Origin of the sequence: Enterobacteriaceae endosymbiont of Donacia crassipes (assembly GCF_012569785.1) — a bacterium.
Taxonomy (GTDB): domain Bacteria; phylum Pseudomonadota; class Gammaproteobacteria; order Enterobacterales; family Enterobacteriaceae.
Genome location: NZ_CP046202.1, coordinates 256,599 through 278,341, shown reverse-complemented (window position 1 = coordinate 278,341; position 21,743 = coordinate 256,599). Strand labels below are relative to the sequence as shown.

Genomic DNA, 21,743 nt, shown 5'->3' with positions numbered 1-21,743 from the left:
AGTATATTTATAAATAAATTTAATTTAATTAAAATTCTTATTTATTATTCTCAAACCAACTTTGTAAAATAATTGATGCTGATAAAGAATTTATATCACTTTTTTGTAATTTTTTCCAACCCCCTATAGAAAATAAAATACATTTAGCTTCAACTGTACTTAATCTTTCATCGTGGAATTCAATATTATTAATATTAAATTTTTTTTTTATATGAAAAGCAAATTTTTTAACTAATATGGTAGTATATTGTTGACTACCATCCATTTGTAATGGCAATCCAATTATAATTTTTTCTGGTTTCCATTGATTAAATAAATTACTAAATTTAAGCCAATTAATAGCTCCAGATCTTTTGTTTTTAATTACTTTTAATGTATGTGCTATACGTATAAAACTTTGACCTACTGCAACACCTATATTTTTAGTTCCATAATCAAAAGCTAATAATGTCATGTTATTAATTCTTTTTATTTATTAAGTATATAAATTTTATAAACAATATTATATTGTATAATTATTAAATTTTAAATCATATTTAAATAAAATTTTATTTTAAATAGTTTTTTTTGTTTTATAAATGAAAAATATTGCTTTATTTATACTTTATAAGTCATAATAATATAATTATTTTTTTAATAAATCATAATAGGTTCTCTCAATATATATATTTTTATAGAGAGTTATTTTAATTTTTAAAATAGGAGATTCTGGTCTAATGCAGAACCAAAGGATCCGTATTCGTCTTAAAGCTTTTGATCATCGTTTAATTGATCAATCAACAGCAGAAATTGTTGAAACTGCTAAGCGTACTGGTGCTCAAGTTCGTGGTCCTATACCTTTACCTACTCGTAAAGAAAAATTTACAATATTGATTTCTCCTCATGTAGATAAAGATGCTAGAGATCAATATGAAATTCGTACTCATAAACGTTTAGTCGATATTATAGAACCCACAGAAAAAACTGTAGATGCATTAATGAGATTAGATTTAGCAGCTGGAGTTGATGTACAAATTAGTTTAGGTTAATAAAATATTATTAAAACTATAATAGTGGAGTATATAATATATGATTGGATTAATGGGTAAAAAAATGGGAATGACTAGAATCTTTACTAAAGAAGGTACATCTATTCCAATAACTGTTATACAGTTTGAAAAAATACGTATAACTCAAATTAAAACTGTTCTAAATGATGGATATAATGCTATTCAAATGACTACAGGTTTTAAAAAAACTAGTCATATTAATAAACCTGAAAAAGGACATTTTTTAAAAGCAAAAACTGAAGCTGGTTCTATTTTATGGGAATATCGTATTCAAAATACGAATATAAATAAATTTTACGTAGGTCAAAAAATAAATATTGATATTTTTAAACAAATAGTTAAAGTAGATGTGACTGGCATATCAAAAGGAAAAGGATTTTCAGGTACTGTAAAAAGATGGAATTTTAAAACACAAGATTCTAGTCATGGAAATTCTCTTTCACATAGAGTTCCTGGATCGATAGGTCAAAATCAAACTCCAGGTAAAATATTTAAAGGAAAAAAAATGGCTGGGCAACTAGGTAATAAAAAAATTACTATACAAAATCTACATATTATAAAATTAGATTTTATTAAAAATTTATTACTTATAAAAGGTGCTGTACCTGGTTATACAGGTAGTAATGTAATTGTAAAACCAGCAATAAAGAATTTGACTAAATAATAAAATATATTAATTTCAGGATTAAAATGGAAATTATAACAGAAGATACAAAAGATACAGTTATAGTTTCAAATATTATTTTTAATAGGAATTATAACAAAACATTAATACATCAAGTTGTAGAATCTTATAGAACAATTGGAAGACAAGGTACTAAATCACAAAAAACAAAAGGAGAAGTTAAAGGATCTAATAAAAAACCATGGAAACAAAAAGGCACAGGTAAAGCTAGAGCAGGATCTGTAAAAAGTCCTATTTGGCGTTCTGGAGGTGTAACTTTTGCTGCAAAAAATAAGATTTATAATAAAAAAATTAATAAAAAAATGTTTCGTAATGCATTAAAAAGTATTTTTTCAAAATTAATTCAAGAAAATAGAATTATTTTAGTAAAAGATTTCATTATTAAAGAACCAAAAACTAAAATTTTAGTTACAAAATTAAAAAAATATTTATCAAAAAAAATAATGATTATTACAACATTAATTAATCAAAATTTATTTTTAGCATCTCGGAATTTATATAATATTAAAATTACAAATTCAATTAATATAAATCCTATTGATTTAATTAATTCTCATAAAATAATTATAACTGTTAATGCTATTAAACATATAGAAGAGATATTAAAATGAATTTAAAAGAATCTGATTTTAAAATCATTAAAGGTCCACATGTATCTGAAAAAGCTTCTTTTATTGCAGAAAAAACAAACACAATAATTATTAAAGTTTTAAAAAAAGCGAATAAAATAGATATTAAAAAAGTAATACAAAAAATGTTTAACATAAAAATAAAAAATATTAATACTTTAATTGTTAAAGGAAAAATTAAAAAAAATAAAAAATATACATTTAAAAAAAAAAATTGGAAAAAAGCATATATAATGTTAGAAAAAAATCAAAAAATTGATTTTAATATAAATAAAAATTTCTAAGGATTAAATTTATAAAAATGATAGTTAAAAAGTATAAACCTACATCTCCTGGTAGACGACATATGGTTAAAATAGTGAATAATCTTTTATATAAAGGAAAACCATTTTATCCTAAATTAGAAAAAAAACATAAATCAGGTGGAAGAAATAATAATGGTAGGATTACAACTCGTCATATTGGTGGGGGACATAAAAAATTATATCGTATTATAGATTTTAAAAGAAATAAAGATAACATCCCAGCTATAGTAGAACGTATAGAATACGATCCAAATCGTTCTGCTAATATTGCTTTAATCAAATATAAAGATGGAGTAAGAACATATATTTTATCTCCAAAAAATTTAAAAATTGGTGATATGGTAGAATCAGGAAAAAATGTTAATATTAAAATTGGTAATACTTTACCTATAAAAAATATCCCAGTTGGAACTTTTTTACATAATGTAGAAATAAAACCGGGAAAAGGTGGACAAATAGCTAGAGCAGCTGGTACATATGTACAATTAATAGCAAAAGAAATATCTTATATAACTTTAAGATTAAAATCTGGAGAAATTCGTAAAATTAAATCTGATTGTCGAGCTACATTAGGAGAAATTGGTAATAATGAACATATGTTAAAATCATTTGGTAAAGCTGGAGCAAAACGTTGGAAAGGAATAAGACCTACAGTTAGAGGAACAGCAATGAATCCTATAGATCATCCTCATGGGGGAGGTGAAGGTAAAAATTTTGGTAAACATCCTGTTACCCCTTGGGGTATTAAAACAAAAGGGAAAAAAACAAGAAAAAATAAAAGAACAAATAAATATATTATAAAACATCGTAATGTTTAATATAAAAAAGGTAATAAAAAATGTCTCGTTCATTAAAAAAAGGTCCTTTTATAGATCAACATTTATTTAAAAAAATTGAAAAAGCAATTTTAAATAAAGATAAAAAACCATTAAAGACATGGTCTAGACGTTCTACTATTTTCCCAAATATGATTGGATTAACTATAGCTGTACATAATGGTCGTCAACATATTCCAATATATATTACTAATGAAATGGTTGGTCATAAATTAGGTGAATTTTCACCAACACGTACATATAGAGGACATACAGCTGATAAAAAAATAAAAAAAACTTTAAAAAAATAAAATATTTTGTTCATAAAATGAGTAAAAAAAATGGAAATTTTATCAAAATATAAATATGCTCCTTCTTCTGCACAAAAATTAAGACTTATAGCTAATATTATTAGGGGAAAAAAAATATCTAAAGTTTTAGATATTTTAAATTTTTCAAATAAAAAATCTGCTATTTTAATAAAAAAAACATTAAATTCAGCTATATCTAATGCTGAACATAATTATGGTTTAGATATAGATAATTTATCTATAAAAAAAATCTATATAGATATAGGTACAAATATGAAACGTATTATGCCTAGAGCTAAAGGTCGATCAGATAGAATTTTAAAATATACGAGTCATATTACTATTGTTTTAACAGATAATCTATAATCGAGGAAAATATAAATGGGTCAAAAAACACATCCTATTGGTTTAAGATTAGGAATAACAAAGATATGGAATTCTATTTGGTTTGCTAATAAAAAAGATTATGCTAATTATTTATACAGTGATTTTCAAGTAAGAAAATTTTTAAAAAAAAAATTAGTAAAAGCGTCTGTTTCTAAAATCATAATAGAAAGACCTTCTAAAAGCATTAGAGTTAACATCCATACAGCACGTCCTGGAATAGTTATAGGAAAAAAAGGTGAAGATGTAGAAAAACTTAGAAAAATAATATCTAAAATTACAAAAGTACCTGCACAAGTAAATATAACAGAAATTAGAAAACCAGAATTAGAAGCAAAATTAGTAGCTGATATTATATCTACACAATTAGAAAAAAGAATTATGTTTCGAAGAGTAATTAAAAGAGCAGTGCAAAATTCTATGAGATTAGGAGCTAAAGGTGTAAAAGTTGAAGTTAGTGGTCGTTTAGGAGGGACAGAAATTGCACGTACAGAATGGTATAGAGAAGGTAGAGTACCATTACATACTTTAAGAGCAGATATTGATTTTAGTTTATCAGAAGCACATACTACTTATGGTATAATAGGAATAAAAGTTTGGATTTTTAAAGGAGAAATATTAAAAAATACTTTTAAAAAAAAAATAACTTTTACAAAAAATATTACACATCATTCATATAAAATGAAAAAAAATAAAGGACGCAAATAAAAGGAGATTAATATAATGTTACAACCAAAACGTACTAAATTTAGGAAAATGCAAAAAGGAAGAAATCGGGGAGTTATAATAGGTATGAATATTCATTTTGGTATTTATGCTTTAAAAGCTATAAAAAGAGGAAGAATTACTTCTAAACAAATAGAATCAGCAAGAAGAGCTATTAGTCATTCTATGAAAAGACAAGGAAAAATATGGATTAGAATTTTCCCAGATAAACCTATAACTAAAAAACCTTTAGAAGTTAGAATGGGCAAAGGAAAAGGAAATGTTGAATATTGGGTAGCTTTAATTCAACCAGGAAGAATTTTATATGAAATTGATGGAGTTTCAGAAGAAATTGCTCGTAAATCTTTAAAATTAGGTGCAGCAAAATTATCTGTTCAAACAATTTTTTTAAAAAAATAAAATGTATATTATATGAAAATAAGTGATTTTTTAAAACAAAAAAATAAAGAATTAGAAAATGAATTATTAAGTTTGTCTAGAGAACAATTTAACTTAAAAATTCAATTAGCATCCAAAAATTTAAAACATACTCATTTATTAAAAAAATCAAGAAAAAATATTGCAAGAATAAAAACAATTTTATTACAAAGAAAAAAAAAAGGATTGTAAATTTATGCAAAAAAAAATAAAAACTTTAAAAGGTAAAGTTATAAGTAATAAAATGCAAAAATCTATTGTTGTCCATATTAATAGATTAATAAAACATCCTATATATGGTAAGTATATTAATCGTACTACAAAATTACATGTACATGATGAAAAAAATATATGTAATATTGGAGATTTAATTGAAATTAAGGAATCTCGTCCGTTATCTAAAACCAAGTCTTGGATTTTAGTTAAAATTGTAAAAAAATCAATAATTTAATTATACATTCTATTTAAAATAAATTTTATAAAAATTAAACATAATATATATTATATTATAATAATTTTATGAAATTATTTACTCTAAAAAAGAGATAAAAATATATGATACAAGAACATACAATATTAAATATTGCAGATAATTCTGGTGCTAAAAATGTTATGTGTATTAAAGTATTAGGTGGGTCACGACGTCGTTATGCTAATATTGGAGATATCATTAAAGTTACTGTAAAAGATGCAATTCCTAGAGGAAAAGTAAAAAAGGGTGATGTATTAAAAGCTATAATTGTTAGAACTAAAAAAGGAATAAGACGTTTTGACGGTTCAATAATACGTTTTGATCATAATTCATGTGTATTATTAAATAATACTAATGAACAATTAATTGGTACAAGAATTTTTGGTCCTATTACTAGAGAATTAAGAAATGAAAAATTTATGAAAATTATTTCATTAGCTCCTGAAGTTATTTAAATTAATGAGATTTAAATATATGAAAAATAAATTACATTGTAATGATGAAGTAATCATTTTAACAGGCAAAGATAAAGGGAAAAAAGGTTTAATTAAATATTTTGTAAAAAAAGAATTTGTAGTAGTAAAAGGTATAAATATAATAAAAAAACATAGTAAACCTAATCCTACAATATCACATTCAGGAGGAATTATAGAAAAAGAAGCTGCAATTCATATTTCTAATATAGCTATTTTTAATATTGAAACAAATAAAGCAGATAAAATAAGGATTAAATATGAAAAAGGAATCAAAAAAAGATTTTTTAAATCTAACAATAAAAATTTAAAATAAATTAAAGATATATTAAATGTTAAAATTATATAATTTATACAAAAAACAAATAATCAGAAAATTAATGTTAAAATTCAAATACACTTCTATTATGCAAGTCCCTTGTATAAAAAAAATTACTTTAAATATGGGTGTAGGAAAAGTACTTCTTGATAAAAAATATTTAGATAATGCTGTTAATGATTTAACACTTATTAGTGGACAAAAGCCTATAATAACTAAATCACGTAAATCTATAGCTAGTTTTAAAATAAGAAAAGGATATCCTATTGGATGTAAAGTTACTTTAAGAAAAAAAAAAATGTGGAATTTTTTTGATCGTTTATTATTAATAGTACTTCCAAGAATTAGAGATTTTAGAGGTTTATCTAAAAAATCTTTTGATAAAAATGGTAATTATAATATTGGTATAAAAGAACAGATAATTTTTCCAGAAATCAATTTTGACAAAATAGATCATATTAGAGGGTTAAATATTACAATAACTACTAATAAAATTTCAAATAAAGAAAGTTATGCATTATTTAATGCATTTAATTTTCCATTTAAATAAAAATTAAGGATTTTAATATGACAAAAGAATCTATTAAAGCACGTGAATTAAAACGTATCAAATTAGGAAAAAAATTTTTTTTAAAAAGAAAAAAATTAAAAAAAATTATTTCTGATATAAATACATCTAATAAATCTCGTTTAAATGCTATTTTTAAATTACAATCTCTTCCTAGAGATTCTAGTTTAACAAGACAAAGGAATAGATGCAAACTCACTGGTCGTCCACATGCATTTTTAAGAAAATTTGGATTAAGTAGAATTAAACTAAGAGAAGCTGCAATGAAAGGAGATATTCCAGGATTAAAAAAATCTAGTTGGTAATTTTTATTATAAACAAATAATAAGGATAATATTAATATGAGTATACAAAATCCAATTGCAGATATGTTTACACGTATACGTAATGGACAGTTATCACATAAATCTAAAATTATTATGCAATATTCAAAATTTAAAAATTCTATTGCTAAAATTCTAAAAATAGAAGGATATATAAAAAATTTTAATATCATTAAAAATGATAATAATTTATTAGAAATTCATTTAAAATATTTCAAAGGAAAAGGTGTAATAGAAAAAATACATTGCATTAGTCGTCCAGGATTAAGAATTTATAAAAAAAAAAAATTTTTACCTAAAGTAATAGCTGGTTTAGGTATTGCGATTATTTCAACATCTAAAGGATTAATGACTGATTATTATGCAAGAAATTATGGATTAGGTGGAGAAATTATATGTTATGTGTCTTAAAAAGGTACATTAATAATGTCTAGAATAGCAAAAAAATTAATTATTATTCCAGATAATATAAAAGTTATTGTTAATGAACAAACAATAAGTATATTAAATAATAATAAAATATTAAAAAATACATTTAATAAAAATGTTAATATTATTTTGAATAATAATAAAATATTATTTGAACCAAAAATAAAATGTAAAAATGGATGGGCACAAGCAGGAACAGTTCGTTCATTAGTAAATTCAATGATTATTGGAATTACAAAAGGGTTTCAAAAAAAATTAATATTATTTGGAGTAGGTTATAAATTTTCTATTGAAAATAATATATTACATTTAATGATAGGTTTTTCACATACAATATTATATACCATACCTGATGGTATTGTTGGAAAATGTTTAAATCAAAATGAAATTATCTTAAAAGGAATAGATAAACAATTATTAGGCCAAGTAGCAGCAAAAATAAGATCCTATCGTCCTCCTGAACCATATAAAGGTAAAGGTATTCGTTATAGTTATGAAATAATAAAAATAAAAGAGATTAAAAAAAAATAATAGTTAAAATAAGGTTTTTAAAATATAATTATGAATATAAAAAAAATTGCTCGAATACGTAGAGCTACTAAATTTCGTAAAAATTTACAAAAATTTAAACATATACGTTTATCAATACATCGTACTTCACGACATATATATGCACAAATAATTTCTAGAGATAATAAAGTTTTAATAACAGCTTCAACATTAGAAAATAAGATAAAAAAAAAATTAACGTATACTGGAAATATTAAAGCTGCTATTTTAATAGGAATTAAAATAGCAAAAAGATCTATTAAAAAGGGTATTTTAAGTGTATCATTTGATCGATCTGGATTTAAATATCACGGACGTATTAAAGCATTAGCAAATTCTGCACGTGATACAGGTTTGGATTTTTAATTAATTTTGAAAAGAAAAATATTTATGAATCTTTATAATGATAAAAATCAAAATAATGAGTTAAAAGAAAAATTAATTACTGTTAATAGAGTATCTAAAACTGTTAAAGGTGGTCGTATTTTTTCTTTTACAGCACTAACAGTAGTAGGTAATGGTAAAGGACGAATTGGTTTCGGATATGGCAAAGCAAAAGAAGTACCTAGCGCAATACAAAAAGCTATGGAAAAAGCTAGAAAAAATATGATTAATATTTTTATAAAAAATAATACAATACAATATCCTATTAAAGGATCTCATACTGGTTCATTTGTTTTTATACAACCTGCATCAGAAGGAACTGGCATTATAGCAGGAGGTGCCATGAGAGCAGTGTTAGAAGTTGTAGGAATTTATAATGTTTTAGCTAAAGCATATGGATCTACTAACCCAATAAATATTGTTAAAGCAACTATAAAAGGTTTATCTAAAATACATTCATTAAAAATGATTGCAGCTAAAAGAAATAAAACGATAGAAGAAATAAAAAGGAATATAAATAATGTCAAAAACAATTAAAATTACACAAACTAAAAGTTCTATAGGTAGATTACCCAAACATAAAGCAATTTTACTTAGTTTAGGATTAAAACATATTGGACATACTATTATTAAAAATAATATACCTAGTATTTTAGGTATGATTAAAAAAATTTCTTATATGATTAAGGTTACATATTAATATGTATTTAAATAATTTATTTTCTAAAATTAAAAGTAATAAAAAAAGATTAGGAAGAGGAATCGGTTCAGGTAAAGGGAAAACTAGTGGTAGAGGTCATAAAGGACAAAAAGCTCGTTCAGGATATAATATTAATACATCATTTGAAGGTGGACAAACACCATTACATAGAAGACTACCTAAATTTGGTTTTAAATCAAAAAAAAAAATATTTTCTAAAGAAATTAGATTAAGTGATTTAAATAAAATAAATGGAAATTATATTGATTTAAATATTTTAAAATCTACTAAAATAATTAGTAAAAAAATTAAATATATTAAAATTATTAATAAAGGAAATTTAAATAATCCTAAAAAAATTATTAAATTAAATTGTACAAAAAATGCAAAGGTAATTATCAAAAAATTAGGTGGAATAATCGAGGAATAAAAAATAAATGATTAAATCATTTAATCAAATAAATTTTCAGAGTACTAAAAATGGTTTTATTGAATTAAAAAAAAGATTCATTTTTTTTATAAGTTCTATCATTATTTTTCGTATAGGTTCATTTATACCCATTCCAGGAATTAACACTAGTGTTTTACATGCGTTAATTCTGAAACAACATGGTACTATTATTGACATGTTTAATATGTTTTCTGGAGGTGCATTAAGTAGAGCTTCAATTTTTGCTTTAGGAGTTATGCCTTATATATCTACATCTATTATAATACAAATTTTAACATCAATTCATCCTTATTTTATATCTTTAAAAAAAGAAGGGGATGTTGGTAAAAAAAAAATTAACAAATATACCAAATATAGTACATTAATTTTATCTATAATTCAAGCAATTGGAATAATTATTGGATTATCTCATATTCCAGGTATGAGTAATTTAATAATACATCTGGATATTTATTTTTATATAATTTCTACTTTAAGTTTAATGACGGGTACTATATTTTTAATGTGGTTAGGTAGACAAATTACAAAAAGAGGAATTGGTAATGGAGTATCTACTATTATAGTAATAGGAATATTAGCTGCTTTACCTTCTACAGTAAATCAAACTATTTCGCAAATAAAATTAGGAAATTTAAATTTTTTTACTGTTTTTATATTATTATTGTTTATGCTTTTTATTACTTTATTTATTGTTTTTATAGAAAAAGGACAAAGAAAAATAGTAGTACAATATGCTAGAAGATATTATGGAAGAAAAATATATAATACACAACAAAATACTCATTTACCATTAAAAATTAATATGTCTGGAGTCATACCTGCAATATTTTCTTCTAGTATTATTTTATTAATTTCTACAATATTTACTTGGTTTAGTAATATTATTCATTATAATTGGATAAAAAATATTTCTATGTCTTTACAACCTAGACAACCAATTTATATTATATTATATATATCATTAATTATATTTTTCTGTTTTTTTTATACATTTTTAGTGTTTAATCCCGAAGAAACTTCAGATAATTTAAAAAAATCAGGAGCTTATATTTCTGGTATTCGTCCAGGAAAACAAACAGCTAAATATATAAAAAAAATACTTATGAAATTAACATTTATTGGAAGTTTATATATTACATTTATATGTCTTGTTCCTGAATTTTTACGTAATATTATTGTTATCCCATTTTATTTTAGTGGTACATCATTACTTATAGTAATAGTTGTAGTTATAGATTTTATTATACAAATTCAAACATTAATTATGTCTACTCAGTATGAGTCTATACTTAAAAAAATAAATTTTAAAAATTAATTTTATAAAAATTATATAATAATATTTTGGAGATATAATAACATGAAAGTTCGTACTTCAATTAAAAAAATATGTCGTAATTGTAAAATTATTCGTAGAAAAAGAATAATACATGTTTTTTGTAAAACAGATCCTAAACATAAACAACGTCAAGGATAACTAAATTAATTTTATATATTTATAATATTTTATTAAAATAAAGGATATAAAATGATTCGTATAGCTGGAATTAATATTCCTGATAATAAACGTATAATAATAGCTTTAAAACATATTTATGGTATTGGTACATCTAATGCTATTTATATATGTAAAAAAATAAATATTTCTCAAGATATTAAAATTAATACTCTTTCAGAAAAAAAAATAGATTTATTAAGAAATACTATATCTAAATTTAGAATAGAGGGAGATTTAAGAAGAAGTATTAATTTAAATATTAAAAGATTAATTGATTTAGGTTGTTATAGAGGATTACGTCATAGAAAAGGTTTACCTGTTAGAGGACAACGTACTAAAACTAATGCACGTACTAGAAAAAAATTACATAAATATTTTAAAAAATAAAATTTTATTAGGTATATATAATGAAAAAAAAATCTTTAAATTTAAAAAAAAAATTTAAAAAACAAATATTAGATGGTATAGCACACATACATGCTTCTTTTAATAATACGATTGTTACTATTACAGATAGACAAGGTAATTCTTTAGGATGTGCTACTGCTGGAGGATCTGGTTTTAGAGGATCTCGAAAATCTACTCCTTTTGCAGCACAAGTAGCTGCAGAAAAATGTGCTGAAATTGTTAAAAATTATGGTATTAAAAATTTAGAAATTGTAGTAAAAGGTCCTGGTCCAGGAAGAGAATCTACTATTAGAGCATTAAATAATGCTGGTTTTAAAATTACAAATATTACAGATGTTACACCTATACCACATAATGGATGTAGGCCTCCAAAAAAAAGAAGAGTATAAAATAAATAATTTATTATTTTATTACAATAATTAAAAATTAATTTAAATATTTTAGGGAAATATAATGGCTAAATATTTAGGACCAAAATTAAAATTATGTAGAAGAGAAGGAACTGATTTATTTTTAAAATCTAATGTACGTTCTATTGATACTAAATGTAAATTAGAACAAGTTCCAGGACAACATGGTTTAAAAAAATCTAGATTATCTGATTATGGAATACAATTAAGGGAAAAACAAAAATTACGTAGATTATATGGTATATTAGAACGCCAATTTCATAATTATTATAAAAAAGCATCACGTATAAAAGGAAATACTGGATTTAATTTATTATGTCTACTAGAAAAAAGATTAGATAATGTTGTTTATAGAATGGGTTTCGGAGTAACAAGAGCTGAATCTAGACAATTAATTTCTCATAAAGCTATAAAAATTAATAATAATATTGTTAATATAGCTTCTTATCAAGTATCTATAAATGATAAAATTTCTATATGTGAAAAATCTAAAAAACAATTAAGAATTAACGCATCACTAGATTTATATTCTCAAAGAGAAAAATCTAATTGGTTAGAAGTTAATAATAAAAAAATGGAAGGAATTTTTAAACGTCTTCCTGAACGTTCTGATTTACCTGCAGATATCAATGAACATTTAATTATTGAGTTATATTCAAAATAATTTTTAATAAGAGAGTATATAAATGGATCAAAATTCCGTAACAGAATTTTTAAAACCTAAATTAGTAAATATACAACATATTAATAAATCTACTGTAAGAGTTATTTTAGAACCCTTAGAACGTGGTTTTGGTCATACATTAGGAAATGCATTAAGACGTATTCTACTATCTTCTATGCCAGGATATGCAATTACAGAAGTAGAAATAAAAGGAATATTACATGAATATAGTACTAAAGAAGGGATTAAAGAAGATATTATTGAAATATTATTAAATTTAAAACAATTAGCTATAAAAATAGAACATAATAAAAAAGAAGTAATTTTAACTTTAAATAAAAAAGGTATTGGTGTAGTTAAAGCATCTGATATTGATCATGGTAGTAATATCAAAATTATTAATCAAAATCTTATTATTTGTCATATTACTAATATAAATACATCTATTAATATAACCATGAAAATAGAATTAGGTAGAGGATATGTAGCTGCTCATACAAGAATGAATAATGATATTCAAAATAATGTTAAAATAGGTAAATTATTGTTAGATGCATCTTTTAGTCCTGTTAAAAGAATAATATATAATGTAGAATCAGCAAGAGTAAAACAAAGAACAGATTTAGATAAATTAATAATAGAAATAGAAACAAATGGAACTATTGATCCTGAACAAGCTATCAGAAAAGCAGCTACAATTTTAACTAAACAATTAGAATCATTTGTAAATCTAGAAGATATTAAAAAAGAAAAAAAAATAAAAGAAGAAAAACCTAAATTTGATCCTATTTTACTACGATCAGTAGATGATTTAGAATTAACAGTACGTTCTGCAAATTGTTTAAAAACTGAATTTATTCATTTAATTGGTGATTTAGTACAAAAAACAGAAGTAGAATTATTAAAAACTCCAAATTTAGGTAAAAAATCTTTAACAGAAATAAAAGATATATTAGCCTCTAGAGGTTTATCATTAGGAATGAGATTAGATAATTGGCCTCCAGAAAACATAAATAATAGTAAAAATAATAAATAATCAATTTAATTGGATAAAAATATGCGTCATCGTAAAACAGGTCGTTATTTTAATAGAAGTGGTACTCATCGTTTTGCAATGTTATATAATATGGCTAATTCATTAATTTACTATGAAATTATTAAAACAACTTTAACTAAAGCTAAAGAACTTAGAAAAATAATAGAACCAATTATTACTATTGCAAAAAAAAATAATCTTACTAGCCGAAGATTAGTACGTTCTAAATTAAATAATAAAAATAACATCAATAAACTTTTTAAAATTATTGTTCCAAAATTTCAAAATACGTTAGGAGGTTATACTCGTATCATAAAATGTGGTTTTCGCAACGGAGATAAAGCACCTATGGCTTACATAGAATTAATAGGAAGAAAAATAATTATAAAAAATAAAAAAATTAAGTAATTATATTATTTTTTATAAATAAATTTTTATATTGATTAAAATTTAAAAAATTTTGAATATTCATTTGTTTTTTACCACTAGGTTGAATAATTTGAATATTTAAAATTCCGTTTATAGTATTTATTTGTATACCGTATCTATTTATTGATAAAATTGTTCCAGGTATTTTATCAGTATAATTATTATTAAAGTTAGTAATAACTTCTGCTTGCCACACTTTAAATCTTTTATCTTTTATAAAAAAATAAGTTCCTGGACAAGGATTAAATGCACGAATCATACATTCTAATTTTTTAGCTGGTAATAACCAATTTAATTTACATTCTTTCTTCGATATTTTTTTTGCATATGTAGGTTTTATTAAATTAATATTTTGAGATTTAAATTTTATTTGTATACCTTTTGTAATTTTATTTAAAATAAACAATAACCCTTGTAGTCCTAGTATTGCTAATTTTTTATATAATGATCCATATGTATCATATAATAAAATATTATATTCTATCTGATAGATAATATCTCCTTGATCTAAAAAATCATTCATTTTTATAATGCTAATACCTGTTTTTAAATCATTAGCTAATAATGCTCTTTGTATAGGTGCTGCTCCCCTCCATCTAGGTAATAATGAAGCATGTACATTCATACAAAATAATTTAGGAATATTTAATATTAAATTAGGGATTAATAATCCATAATCTACAACAATAATAATATCACATTTATAATTCTTAATTTTTTTAATTAAAGTGACAGAATCTAAAGATTCTGGTTGTAAAATATTAATTTTATATTTTAGTGCTATTTTTTTTATAGGGTTAAAAATTAAATTATATCCTCTATTAGCATAAGTGTCTGGTTTTGTAATAATACAAGATATTGTATAAATATTATTTATTAAACCCTTTAAATGATAAGCAGCAAATTTTGAAGTACCTATAAAAATAATTTTAATTTTTTTTTTATTCATTTTATATAATCATGTTTTTTTATAAATATTATTTTTTTATTAAGTTTTTTTATTTTATCATAAATTCTTTGGTATTTTAAATTTGATAAATAATCAATAAATAAAATTCCATTTAAGTGATCCATTTCATGTTGTATGCAAGAAGACAATAAATATTTTGCTTCTAATTCAATATTTTCATTCATTAAATTTTTAGCTCTAATTTTTATTTTTTTATATCTTAAAATAAAATATTGTTGTTTAATAGGTATAGAAAGACAACCTTCTTTACTACTAACTTTAGATTTATCAAATGCTATAATTGTTGGATTAATTAATATTAAAGGATTATTTTTTTTTATAGTTATATCAATAACTATAATTTTTTTATTTATTCCTATTTGTGTAGCAGCTAATCCAATACCATTATAAAAATACATTGTCTTAAGCATATTATTAACTAATAATTTAATATTGTCATCTATTTTTTCTATAGATTTTGCTATTTTTCTTAATTTTTTATTAGGAAAATATAATAATTTCATTATAGACATAATAATAATTTTTTTATTATAAAATAATTATTTTTATAATATAACAGAAATTTTAAAATTTTAAAAAATAGATATATTAATATATAATTAATTTATAATTCTATAAAAAATTTTTACAACAAAATTATGGATATTAAAATTTTTATTAATGCATTAAAAATGGGTAAAATTATAGCATATCCTACTGAATCTGTATTTGGTTTGGGATGTGATCCAGATAATAAAAAAGCAGTATATAAATTATTAATTATAAAAAAACGTAGTATAAAAAAAGGATTAATTTTAATTGCTTCTAAATATAGTCAATTATTAAAATATATAAATGAAACAAAAATTATAAAATATAGAAAAAAAGAAATTTTATCTAGTTGGCCAGGTATGATTACATGGATTATGCCTGTATCTATTAATACTCCATATTGGTTAACTGGAAATTTTAATTCTATTGCTGTACGTGTAACTAATCATTATTTAATACAAAAAATTTGTAATTATTTTGGCAAACCAATTATTTCTACTAGTGCAAATATTTCAGGAATGAAACCATGTTTAACTTCTAAAGAAGTAGAAAATCATTTTTATGATGTAAAAAAACATATTGTAATTTTACATGGTAAAACAGGAGGATGTTTAAAACCTTCTGAAATTAGAGATAGTTTTACTAATTTAGTTATTCGTAAAGGTTAAATATGAAATTATTTGCAGTATTTGGCAATCCTATAAAACATAGTAAATCTCCAATTATACATAAATTATTTGCAAAACAAACAGGAATATCACAAAATTATATAAAAATAAACGTACCAATAAATTTTTTTTCTAAATCAATTATAAATTTTTTTAAAAATGGAGGTTTAGGAGCTAATATTACTATTCCCTTTAAAAGGGAAGCATATAAAATATGTGACACTTTAACAAATAGAGCTAAATATTCTGGAGTTGTTAATACAATTAAAATTACAAGTTGTAAAAAAATTTTAGGTGATAATACAGACGGAATAGGTTTATTAAAAGATTTAAATAATTTAAATTTTATTATACCTAAAAGTAATATACTATTATTAGGTGCTGGAGGTGCCGCACAAGGAATTATATATTCATTAATTCAATTTGGTTGTAACATTACGATTATAAATCGTACTTATCAACATGCTAAAAATATTGCTGAATATTTTAAAAATATAAAAAAAATAAATTATTTAAGAATTGAAAATTTATTACATCATTCATTTAATCAAATACATTATGATTTAATTATTAATGCTACTTCTAGTAGTATGAACGGGAATATTCCTAATATTCCTTTATCAATTCTTAAACCAGATATTTTTTGTTACGATCTTTTTTATGATAAAGAAAACACACCATTTTTAAAATGGTGTGTTTTCCATGGAGTTAAAAATATATCAGATGGTATTGGAATGTTAATTGAACAAGCTGCATATGCTTTTTATTTATGGCATGGTATTATGCCAAATACAAAAAAAATTATTAGAAAATATAAAAAAAATATATTTAATATTAGTAATATATCTGATTAAAGAGGTTAATTATATGGGTTATAAATTACCAAAATTATTATATAAATATTCTGATTTAGAACCATTTTTTGACACAAAAACAATGGAGATACACCATACTAAACATCATCAAAATTATATTAATAATACTAATTTAGTACTTAAAAAAAATAATCTTGAAAATTTAAAAATAAATAAATTAATATCTAACTTAGATAATCTTGCAATTCCTATATCACAAAAAATATTTTTACGTAATAATGCAGGAGGTCATGCTAATCATAATTTTTTTTGGAAAATTTTAAAAAAAAATACAAAACCTAATAATATTATATTAAATATTTTGAAAGATAAATTTATAAATCTTGAAAATTTTAAAAAAATTTTTGAAGAAAAAGCTTTAAAATTCTTTGGATCAGGATGGATATGGTTAATAAAAAAACAAAACTCTTTAAAAATAATTACTACAGTTAATCAAGATAATCCACTTATGTTTTTAACAACTAAAAAAGAACCTTTAGGTTTTCCTTTAATAGGATTAGATTTATGGGAACATGCATATTATTTAAAATATCAAAATAATAAAAATTTATATATTCAATCTTTTTGGCATGTTTTAAATTGGGATAAAGTATTACAATTATTTTTAAATAAATAAAAATATGATGTATTTTATTTATTTAAATAAAATACATCATCCATATTTAAGATATAAATAAACATAAAATATCTTAAAAAGAATATTTTATTATTTTTAATTTCATGAGAATAATATTATTATGCCTTATGCATTGGAAATCAAAAATTTATCTAAAAATTATTTGAATAATTTTAAAATTTTTAAAAATTTTAATTTAAATATAAAAAAAGGAGATTTTTATGCTTTATTAGGTCCTAATGGAGCTGGTAAAACAACTATTATTAATATAATTACTTCTTTAATGGATAAATTTTCTGGAAAAATTAAAATTTTTGGATTAAATATTAAAACAAATAAATTACAGGTAAAAAAAATAATAGGATTAGTACCACAAGAATTTAATTTTAATCCATTTGAAACAGTATTACAAATATTATTTAATCAAGCAGGATATTATGGTTTTAAAAAAAAAGAAGTTGTAAATAAAATTGAAGAATATTTAAAAATATTAGAATTATGGAAAGTAAAAAACCAAAAAGCTAAAAATCTATCAGGTGGTATGAAACGACGTTTAATGATTATTAGATCATTAATTCATAATCCTAAATTATTAATTTTAGATGAACCTACTACGGGTATCGATATTGAATTACGTTATAATATATGGAATTTTTTAAAAAAATTAAATAATAAAAAAAAAATAACTATTATTTTAACAACTCATTATTTAGAAGAAGCTGAATTTTTATGTAATCATATTGGCATTATCAATAATGGTAAATTAATAGAAAACTGTACTATAAATAAATTATTAAATAAATTAAAATATGAGACATTTATATTAAATTATATAAATCCAAATAAGATCTTACCTAAACTTAATGGATATAAATATAAAATTATTAATAATTCTAAACTAGAAATTTTAGTTTTTCAAAATCAAAATATAAATAATATTTTTATACAATTAACAAAACAAAAAATTCAAGTTATTAGTTTAAAAAATAAATATAATAGATTAGAAAAATTATTTATAGATTTTACTTCTAAGTAAATTTTAATTTAAAAGGATTATAACAATGATAAAATATCTATATTTAGTGGCACTATATACCCTTATAAAAAAAGAAATAAATAGATTTACTCGTATTTGGATACAAACTTTAATACCTCCTATTATAACAATATCGTTATATTTTATAATATTTGGTAATTTTATTAGTATAAATATTAATAAAATATCTGGTTTTAGTTATATACAATTTATTACACCTGGATTAATTATGATGAGTATTATTAATAATTCATATTCTAATGTTGCATCATCTTTATTTAGTGCTAAATTTAATCGTTCTATAGAAGAATTATTAATAGCCCCAGTACCTACTAATATTATTATTTTAGGATATATTAGTGGAGGTGTTTTAAGAAGTATAATTATTTGTATATTTTTAACTATTATTTCTACTTTTTTTATTTCTTTACATGTATATTCATGGTTATTTTTTATAATTTTTATATTTTTAACATCTGTTTTATTTTCTTTATTTGGTTTATTAAATGCAATTTTTGCTAAAAATTTTGATGATATTAATTTTATTCCTACATTTATATTAACTCCTTTAACATATTTAGGTGGTGTTTTTTATACTACTACTATTTTATCTTCGTTTTGGCAAAAAATATTAAAAATTAATCCTATATATTATATTATATCTGGTTTTCGTTATAGTTTTTTAGGTATATATACAATACCTTTATTTTTAACTATAAAAATTTTAATTTTTTTTATTATCATTTTATATTTATTAACTTTTATTTTAATTGAAAAAAAAATAGGTTTACAATTTTAATAAATATTAATTTTAAATAATATTTTTTATCTTGCAATTTGTTTAGCACGTATTTCTGCTAAAGTTTTACAATCAATACATAAATTTGCAATAGGTTGTGCTTCTAATCTTTTTAATCCAATTTCAATTGCACAACAATCACAATAACCAAAATTTTTATTATCAAGTTTTTTTAATGTCATTTCAATTTTTTTTATTAATTTTCTTTCTCTATCTCTATTACGTAATTCTAAATTAAATTCTTCTTCTTGCGTTGCTCTATCTACAGGATCAGGAAAATTAGATGTTTCATCTTTAGTATAAATAACTGTATTATCAATTTTTTTATTTATTTTATTTTTCCATGACTCTAATATTTTTTGAAAATGTAATAATTGTTTTTTATTCATATATTTTTCGTTAGGTTTTAATTTATATGGAGATACTCCAGCAAAAGATAAAATATTTAAAGATGATAAAAAATTATTATTTTTTTTCATTAGTTTTCCAGTATTTTATTAAGTAAATAATTTTTATTTGAAAATTAAAATTTAATAATTATATGTAAAATAAATTATCAAATTATAAAATTTTATAAATTATTAGTTATAATAATAACATTCTTTATTTTTGTATATATTTTTATTAATTTCAAACATATTTATTTTCTTGTAAAAAAAATATATTTACTATATAATGGTAAAAATAAAAACATAGTTAAATAAGTTTTTTATTAAATTTATTAAAATAATTAAAAATAATATTTATTTATATAGGAATCTTAAATTTATGCAATATAAAACTAATATTATAATAAATTTAAACGATAAAAATTTTCAACAAGAAATAAATAAAACTAATTTAGTTTTAGTTGATTTTTGGGCTGAATGGTGTAATCCATGTAAAATTTTTTCTAAAGTTTTAGAAGAAGTATCACTTGAATATAAAAATATTATTTTTACTAAATTAAATATTGAAAATTATAAAGTTATAACAGAAAAATATAATATTCGTAGTGTACCTACAATTTTATTATTTAAAAATGGGAATATTATTGATAAAATAATTGGTTCTATAACTAAAATACAATTAAAAAATTTTTTAAATAAAAATTTAAAATAATATTTTGAATAAAATATAAAATTTTTTAAAGGAGATGGTTGATTATGAGTATTTTATTAATGAATAATGAAGTAATAAAATTTTAATTAAAATATATAAATATTATTATGATAATAATCATTTAATTAAAAATTATTAGTATAAGTATTTTATAAATAAATTTCATATAAAAGTATTTAAGACCTCACCATTATGAATCTTACCGAATTAAAAAACAAACCTATATCTGATTTAATAGATTTGGGTGAAAGTATTTATCTAGAAAATTTAGCTAGAATGCGTAAACAAGATATTATTTTTACTATATTAAAACAACATTCCAAAAGTGGTGAAGATATTTTTGGTGATGGAGTATTAGAAATATTACAAGATGGTTTTGGATTTTTACGTTCTTCTGATAGTTCTTATTTAGCGGGTCCTGATGATATATATGTATCTCCAAGCCAAATTAGACGTTTTAATTTACGTACAGGAGATACTATTTCGGGTAAAATTCGTCCTCCTAAAGAAGGAGAAAGATATTTTGCTTTATTAAAAGTTAATCAAGTAAATTTTGATAAACCTGAAAATGCTAGAAGTAAAATTCTATTTGAAAATTTAACACCATTACATGCGAACTCTAGATTAAGTATGGAAAGAGGTAATGGTTCTACAGAAGATTTAACTGCTCGTGTATTAGATTTAGCTTCACCTATAGGACGAGGACAAAGAGGTTT

The 21,743-nt window shown here is 21.5% G+C and carries 39 protein-coding genes; 35 read left to right on the top strand and 4 right to left on the bottom strand.

What is annotated here, in order from left to right; genetic code table 11:
* Nucleotides 1-37: 37 nt before the first annotated feature.
* Nucleotides 38-454: a Holliday junction resolvase RuvX gene (gene ruvX, locus GJT95_RS01380; RefSeq protein ID WP_246225714.1), complete on the bottom strand. Its 417-nt coding sequence runs from the start codon at nt 452-454 to the stop codon at nt 38-40.
* Nucleotides 455-716: 262 nt separating this feature from the next.
* Between ruvX and rpsJ the strand changes: the two genes are divergently transcribed.
* From rpsJ to rplQ, 28 genes are all read left to right on the top strand, one after another.
* The gene (gene rpsJ, locus GJT95_RS01375) at nt 717-1,028 is read left to right on the top strand and encodes a 30S ribosomal protein S10 (protein ID WP_168821827.1); all 312 of its coding nucleotides are present in this window, start codon (nt 717-719) and stop codon (nt 1,026-1,028) included.
* A gap of 40 nt (nt 1,029-1,068) precedes the next feature.
* Nucleotides 1,069-1,713 carry a 50S ribosomal protein L3 gene (gene rplC / locus GJT95_RS01370; protein ID WP_169785994.1) on the top strand — a complete coding sequence of 215 codons (645 nt, stop codon included), beginning with the start codon at nt 1,069-1,071 and terminating at the stop codon, nt 1,711-1,713.
* A gap of 26 nt (nt 1,714-1,739) precedes the next feature.
* Nucleotides 1,740-2,345, top strand: a complete 606-nt coding sequence (gene rplD, locus GJT95_RS01365) for a 50S ribosomal protein L4 (protein WP_169785993.1) — start codon at nt 1,740-1,742, stop codon at nt 2,343-2,345.
* Complete coding sequence (gene rplW / locus GJT95_RS01360) at nt 2,342-2,647, top strand: 50S ribosomal protein L23 (protein WP_169785992.1); 306 nt, start codon at nt 2,342-2,344, stop codon at nt 2,645-2,647. The genes rplD and rplW overlap by 4 nt, the downstream gene beginning before the upstream one ends.
* Nucleotides 2,648-2,664: 17 nt before the next feature.
* Nucleotides 2,665-3,486: a 50S ribosomal protein L2 gene (rplB, locus tag GJT95_RS01355; RefSeq protein ID WP_169785991.1), complete on the top strand. Its 822-nt coding sequence runs from the start codon at nt 2,665-2,667 to the stop codon at nt 3,484-3,486.
* 20 nt (nt 3,487-3,506) lie between these two features.
* A complete protein-coding gene (rpsS, locus tag GJT95_RS01350) occupies nt 3,507-3,794 on the top strand; it encodes a 30S ribosomal protein S19 (protein ID WP_169785990.1) in 288 nt (95 codons plus the stop codon).
* 30 nt (nt 3,795-3,824) lie between these two features.
* On the top strand, nt 3,825-4,160 hold the full coding sequence (gene rplV, locus GJT95_RS01345; protein ID WP_169785989.1) for a 50S ribosomal protein L22: 336 nt from the start codon (nt 3,825-3,827) through the stop codon (nt 4,158-4,160).
* A 15-nt stretch (nt 4,161-4,175) separates the two neighbouring features.
* A complete protein-coding gene (rpsC, locus tag GJT95_RS01340; RefSeq protein ID WP_169785988.1) occupies nt 4,176-4,886 on the top strand; it encodes a 30S ribosomal protein S3 in 711 nt (236 codons plus the stop codon).
* 15 nt (nt 4,887-4,901) lie between these two features.
* On the top strand, nt 4,902-5,303 hold the full coding sequence (gene rplP, locus GJT95_RS01335) for a 50S ribosomal protein L16 (protein WP_169785987.1): 402 nt from the start codon (nt 4,902-4,904) through the stop codon (nt 5,301-5,303).
* Nucleotides 5,304-5,315: 12 nt separating this feature from the next.
* Nucleotides 5,316-5,513, top strand: a complete 198-nt coding sequence (gene rpmC / locus GJT95_RS01330) for a 50S ribosomal protein L29 (protein ID WP_169785986.1) — start codon at nt 5,316-5,318, stop codon at nt 5,511-5,513.
* Between the two features lie 4 nt (nt 5,514-5,517).
* Nucleotides 5,518-5,772 carry a 30S ribosomal protein S17 gene (gene rpsQ, locus GJT95_RS01325; protein WP_169785985.1) on the top strand — a complete coding sequence of 85 codons (255 nt, stop codon included), beginning with the start codon at nt 5,518-5,520 and terminating at the stop codon, nt 5,770-5,772.
* A 104-nt stretch (nt 5,773-5,876) separates the two neighbouring features.
* Nucleotides 5,877-6,248 (top strand): 50S ribosomal protein L14, encoded by a 372-nt coding sequence (rplN, locus tag GJT95_RS01320; RefSeq protein ID WP_169785984.1) that lies wholly within the window; start codon nt 5,877-5,879, stop codon nt 6,246-6,248.
* Nucleotides 6,249-6,267: 19 nt separating this feature from the next.
* Nucleotides 6,268-6,582, top strand: a complete 315-nt coding sequence (gene rplX, locus GJT95_RS01315; protein ID WP_169785983.1) for a 50S ribosomal protein L24 — start codon at nt 6,268-6,270, stop codon at nt 6,580-6,582.
* Nucleotides 6,583-6,598: 16 nt separating this feature from the next.
* Nucleotides 6,599-7,135 carry a 50S ribosomal protein L5 gene (gene rplE / locus GJT95_RS01310; protein ID WP_169785982.1) on the top strand — a complete coding sequence of 179 codons (537 nt, stop codon included), beginning with the start codon at nt 6,599-6,601 and terminating at the stop codon, nt 7,133-7,135.
* A 17-nt stretch (nt 7,136-7,152) separates the two neighbouring features.
* Entirely contained in the window at nt 7,153-7,458 is a 306-nt protein-coding gene (gene rpsN / locus GJT95_RS01305) for a 30S ribosomal protein S14 (protein WP_169785981.1), read from the top strand.
* Between the two features lie 36 nt (nt 7,459-7,494).
* A complete protein-coding gene (rpsH, locus tag GJT95_RS01300) occupies nt 7,495-7,887 on the top strand; it encodes a 30S ribosomal protein S8 (RefSeq protein WP_169785980.1) in 393 nt (130 codons plus the stop codon).
* A gap of 15 nt (nt 7,888-7,902) precedes the next feature.
* Complete coding sequence (gene rplF, locus GJT95_RS01295; RefSeq protein WP_169785979.1) at nt 7,903-8,436, top strand: 50S ribosomal protein L6; 534 nt, start codon at nt 7,903-7,905, stop codon at nt 8,434-8,436.
* 30 nt (nt 8,437-8,466) lie between these two features.
* Nucleotides 8,467-8,820, top strand: a complete 354-nt coding sequence (rplR, locus tag GJT95_RS01290; protein WP_169785978.1) for a 50S ribosomal protein L18 — start codon at nt 8,467-8,469, stop codon at nt 8,818-8,820.
* Between the two features lie 24 nt (nt 8,821-8,844).
* Complete coding sequence (rpsE, locus tag GJT95_RS01285; RefSeq protein WP_169785977.1) at nt 8,845-9,375, top strand: 30S ribosomal protein S5; 531 nt, start codon at nt 8,845-8,847, stop codon at nt 9,373-9,375.
* Nucleotides 9,359-9,538 carry a 50S ribosomal protein L30 gene (rpmD, locus tag GJT95_RS01280; protein WP_169785976.1) on the top strand — a complete coding sequence of 60 codons (180 nt, stop codon included), beginning with the start codon at nt 9,359-9,361 and terminating at the stop codon, nt 9,536-9,538. The genes rpsE and rpmD overlap by 17 nt, the downstream gene beginning before the upstream one ends.
* 1 nt (nt 9,539) lies before the next feature.
* On the top strand, nt 9,540-9,968 hold the full coding sequence (rplO, locus tag GJT95_RS01275) for a 50S ribosomal protein L15 (protein ID WP_169785975.1): 429 nt from the start codon (nt 9,540-9,542) through the stop codon (nt 9,966-9,968).
* A 7-nt stretch (nt 9,969-9,975) separates the two neighbouring features.
* Nucleotides 9,976-11,304, top strand: coding sequence for a preprotein translocase subunit SecY (gene secY, locus GJT95_RS01270; RefSeq protein WP_169785974.1), 1,329 nt, complete (start codon nt 9,976-9,978; stop codon nt 11,302-11,304).
* A gap of 42 nt (nt 11,305-11,346) precedes the next feature.
* Nucleotides 11,347-11,463 (top strand): 50S ribosomal protein L36, encoded by a 117-nt coding sequence (rpmJ, locus tag GJT95_RS01265; RefSeq protein ID WP_168893910.1) that lies wholly within the window; start codon nt 11,347-11,349, stop codon nt 11,461-11,463.
* 51 nt (nt 11,464-11,514) lie between these two features.
* The gene (gene rpsM, locus GJT95_RS01260; RefSeq protein WP_169785973.1) at nt 11,515-11,871 is read left to right on the top strand and encodes a 30S ribosomal protein S13; all 357 of its coding nucleotides are present in this window, start codon (nt 11,515-11,517) and stop codon (nt 11,869-11,871) included.
* A 20-nt stretch (nt 11,872-11,891) separates the two neighbouring features.
* On the top strand, nt 11,892-12,281 hold the full coding sequence (gene rpsK / locus GJT95_RS01255) for a 30S ribosomal protein S11 (protein ID WP_169785972.1): 390 nt from the start codon (nt 11,892-11,894) through the stop codon (nt 12,279-12,281).
* A 64-nt stretch (nt 12,282-12,345) separates the two neighbouring features.
* Nucleotides 12,346-12,966: a 30S ribosomal protein S4 gene (gene rpsD / locus GJT95_RS01250; protein WP_169785971.1), complete on the top strand. Its 621-nt coding sequence runs from the start codon at nt 12,346-12,348 to the stop codon at nt 12,964-12,966.
* Nucleotides 12,967-12,988: 22 nt separating this feature from the next.
* Nucleotides 12,989-14,002, top strand: a complete 1,014-nt coding sequence (locus GJT95_RS01245; protein ID WP_169785970.1) for a DNA-directed RNA polymerase subunit alpha — start codon at nt 12,989-12,991, stop codon at nt 14,000-14,002.
* A 21-nt stretch (nt 14,003-14,023) separates the two neighbouring features.
* Complete coding sequence (gene rplQ / locus GJT95_RS01240) at nt 14,024-14,410, top strand: 50S ribosomal protein L17 (protein WP_169785969.1); 387 nt, start codon at nt 14,024-14,026, stop codon at nt 14,408-14,410.
* On the opposite strand, the gene fmt is transcribed toward rplQ, so the two are convergent.
* Both fmt and def read right to left on the bottom strand, forming a co-directional pair.
* Nucleotides 14,403-15,380: a methionyl-tRNA formyltransferase gene (fmt, locus tag GJT95_RS01235; protein ID WP_169785968.1), complete on the bottom strand. Its 978-nt coding sequence runs from the start codon at nt 15,378-15,380 to the stop codon at nt 14,403-14,405. The two genes, rplQ and fmt, sit on opposite strands and share 8 nt — an antisense overlap.
* Nucleotides 15,377-15,913, bottom strand: a complete 537-nt coding sequence (gene def, locus GJT95_RS01230) for a peptide deformylase (RefSeq protein ID WP_169785967.1) — start codon at nt 15,911-15,913, stop codon at nt 15,377-15,379. The genes fmt and def overlap by 4 nt, the downstream gene beginning before the upstream one ends.
* A gap of 126 nt (nt 15,914-16,039) precedes the next feature.
* On the opposite strand from def, the gene tsaC reads away from it, so the two are divergent.
* From tsaC to GJT95_RS01205, 5 genes are all read left to right on the top strand, one after another.
* Nucleotides 16,040-16,600: an L-threonylcarbamoyladenylate synthase type 1 TsaC gene (gene tsaC, locus GJT95_RS01225; RefSeq protein WP_169785966.1), complete on the top strand. Its 561-nt coding sequence runs from the start codon at nt 16,040-16,042 to the stop codon at nt 16,598-16,600.
* Between the two features lie 2 nt (nt 16,601-16,602).
* Complete coding sequence (gene aroE, locus GJT95_RS01220; RefSeq protein ID WP_169785965.1) at nt 16,603-17,454, top strand: shikimate dehydrogenase; 852 nt, start codon at nt 16,603-16,605, stop codon at nt 17,452-17,454.
* Between the two features lie 13 nt (nt 17,455-17,467).
* Nucleotides 17,468-18,091: a Fe-Mn family superoxide dismutase gene (locus GJT95_RS01215; RefSeq protein WP_169785964.1), complete on the top strand. Its 624-nt coding sequence runs from the start codon at nt 17,468-17,470 to the stop codon at nt 18,089-18,091.
* Between the two features lie 121 nt (nt 18,092-18,212).
* A complete protein-coding gene (locus tag GJT95_RS01210) occupies nt 18,213-19,127 on the top strand; it encodes an ABC transporter ATP-binding protein (protein ID WP_169785963.1) in 915 nt (304 codons plus the stop codon).
* A 28-nt stretch (nt 19,128-19,155) separates the two neighbouring features.
* Nucleotides 19,156-19,926: an ABC transporter permease gene (locus GJT95_RS01205; protein WP_169786145.1), complete on the top strand. Its 771-nt coding sequence runs from the start codon at nt 19,156-19,158 to the stop codon at nt 19,924-19,926.
* A gap of 26 nt (nt 19,927-19,952) precedes the next feature.
* On the opposite strand, the gene dksA is transcribed toward GJT95_RS01205, so the two are convergent.
* A complete protein-coding gene (gene dksA, locus GJT95_RS01200; protein WP_169785962.1) occupies nt 19,953-20,405 on the bottom strand; it encodes an RNA polymerase-binding protein DksA in 453 nt (150 codons plus the stop codon).
* A gap of 289 nt (nt 20,406-20,694) precedes the next feature.
* Here dksA and trxA point away from each other — a divergent pair, with 289 nt between their 5' ends.
* Both trxA and GJT95_RS01190 read left to right on the top strand, forming a co-directional pair.
* Nucleotides 20,695-21,027, top strand: coding sequence for a thioredoxin (gene trxA / locus GJT95_RS01195; protein ID WP_169785961.1), 333 nt, complete (start codon nt 20,695-20,697; stop codon nt 21,025-21,027).
* A 192-nt stretch (nt 21,028-21,219) separates the two neighbouring features.
* Nucleotides 21,220-21,743, top strand: a 524-nt coding sequence (locus tag GJT95_RS01190) for a Rho termination factor N-terminal domain-containing protein (RefSeq protein ID WP_211080543.1), incomplete at its 3' end; no start/stop codon positions are given.